Origin of the sequence: Nocardiopsis sp. CNR-923 (assembly GCF_001942255.1) — a bacterium.
Classification (GTDB): domain Bacteria; phylum Actinomycetota; class Actinomycetes; order Streptosporangiales; family Streptosporangiaceae; genus Nocardiopsis.
Genome location: NZ_MKKC01000038.1, coordinates 1 through 1,731, shown reverse-complemented (window position 1 = coordinate 1,731; position 1,731 = coordinate 1). Strand labels below are relative to the sequence as shown.

1 protein-coding gene is annotated in these 1,731 nt (G+C 66.1%); it reads left to right on the top strand.

Annotated elements, in window-relative coordinates:
* Positions 1–114: 114 nt before the first annotated feature.
* Positions 115–1,470 (top strand): site-specific integrase, encoded by a 1,356-nt coding sequence (locus BJF83_RS02575; RefSeq protein WP_075925034.1) that lies wholly within the window; start codon positions 115–117, stop codon positions 1,468–1,470.
* The last annotated feature ends 261 nt before the right edge of the window (positions 1,471–1,731 follow it).

The window sequence follows — 1,731 nt, the reverse complement described above, 5'->3', positions numbered from 1 at the left end:
CCTTCCTCTTGACCGTCACACGATGGCTCGCCTCGTTGCTATAGCCCTGCAGGTCAGATCACCCATCCAGGAGTTACACCACTCCAAGGGACATGACCAAGCGATGGTCCACGCATGGCAACCATCAACCAACGCACACTGGCCGACGGGCGCACCCGGTACTGGGTCAAATGGCGACTCGGCGGCACCCGTGACGGAGCGCCGCAGTCCGAGCCGTTCGACGTCCACGCCGACGCCCACACCTTCAAGCTCCACGTCGAAGCAGCCGACCATCAGTGGCCGGAGAACTGGATCCCCCGCCAAGGGTGGGCACAGGGGTGGGTCCCCGGACACGGCTGGGTCCAGGCCGAGGAGGACGATGAGCCGGAGGCGGAGCCGGTGCTGTTCGCCGACTTCGCCCGTGAACTCATCGACTCGATGACCGGCATCGCCGAACGCACCCGCGCCGACTACCACCGCGACCTCACCAACCACCTGCTCCCCACCTTCGGGAACGTGAACCTGCGCGACACGTCCCAGCTCAAGCCCAAGGACGTGCGGGCCTGGGTCAACCAGCTGCGCACCGGCACTCCCGACCCCACAGCCACATACCGGACCGACACACCCAGCCGAGGCCGTAAGAAGGAACCGGGATGGCTGCGCAAACCCCTGTCCCCCAAGTCCATCCACAACCTCCACGCGCTGCTGTTCACCATCTGCGAGGCCGCCGTCCGAGAAGACCCACCCATCCGACCCTCCAACCCAGCCTCACGCACCCGCCTACCCCGTATCGACGATGGTGAGGGCGACTGGGAGATGTGCTTCCTCACCCGCGAGGAACTCACCCTGTTGCGCGACTCCATGGCCGAGGACGTCCGCGACATGGTGGAAGTGTTCGCACGCACCGGGATGCGCTACAGCGAACTCACCGCCCTCCAGGTCCGCGACATCACCATCACCACAGCGATCGGGGCCAACGGCCAACCCCTGATGCGCGGGTATCTGGACGTACGCAGGGCGTGGAAACGCCAACCTGACAACACCTTCAAGCTGGGTGCGCCCAAGACCCGCAGCTCCCGCAGGCGCATCCCGCTCTCCCCCGGCACCATCGACCTCATCCGCCCCCGCCTGGAGGGCAAGGGCCCGGAGGAGTTCGTGTTCACCACCAAGCAGGGGCACTGGTGGCGGCACTCCTCGTTCTACGGCCGCCGGTGGGTGCCCGGGGTCCAGGAAGCCCAGAAGCGGGGACTCGGGAAGAAGCCGCGCATCCACGACCTGCGCCACACCCACGTGGCGTGGCTGATCGACAAGGACGTGCACGTCTTCAAGATCCAACGCCGCCTGGGGCACACGTCGATCACCACGACCATGGACCGGTACGGACACCTGGTCACCGACATCGACGACACCATGATCGAGGCCATCGACGGCCCACCGACCGGGCCGTGGACCGACCCCGACGGTGAACGGCGCCTCCGACTCATCTCCTAACCACCGCCACAAGCCCCAGGCAGGCTGGTGGGGCGGGTGCGCGCCCGCCCCACCGACTCTTTTCGTTGCTTCTCCCCTACCTCAGCCCCTGCCGCCCGTAGAAGGTCCGTCGTGCGGGGACGACCACCTGCTGTGCGGCCTTCTCCACGATCTGCTCCAGGTCCTAGTGTCCTGCGTCCGAAATACGGCAGGGTGTTTTTACTCGGATTCTTGGCGTTCCGTTCCGATCTTGGCGAGGTAGTCGGCCAGGGAGCTGAGGAT

What these genes read in the sequence shown, in the direction of transcription:
- BJF83_RS02575 (WP_075925034.1), top strand. Translation starts at nt 115, where the DNA reads ATGGCAACCATCAACCAACGCACACTGGCCGACGGGCGCACCCGGTAC.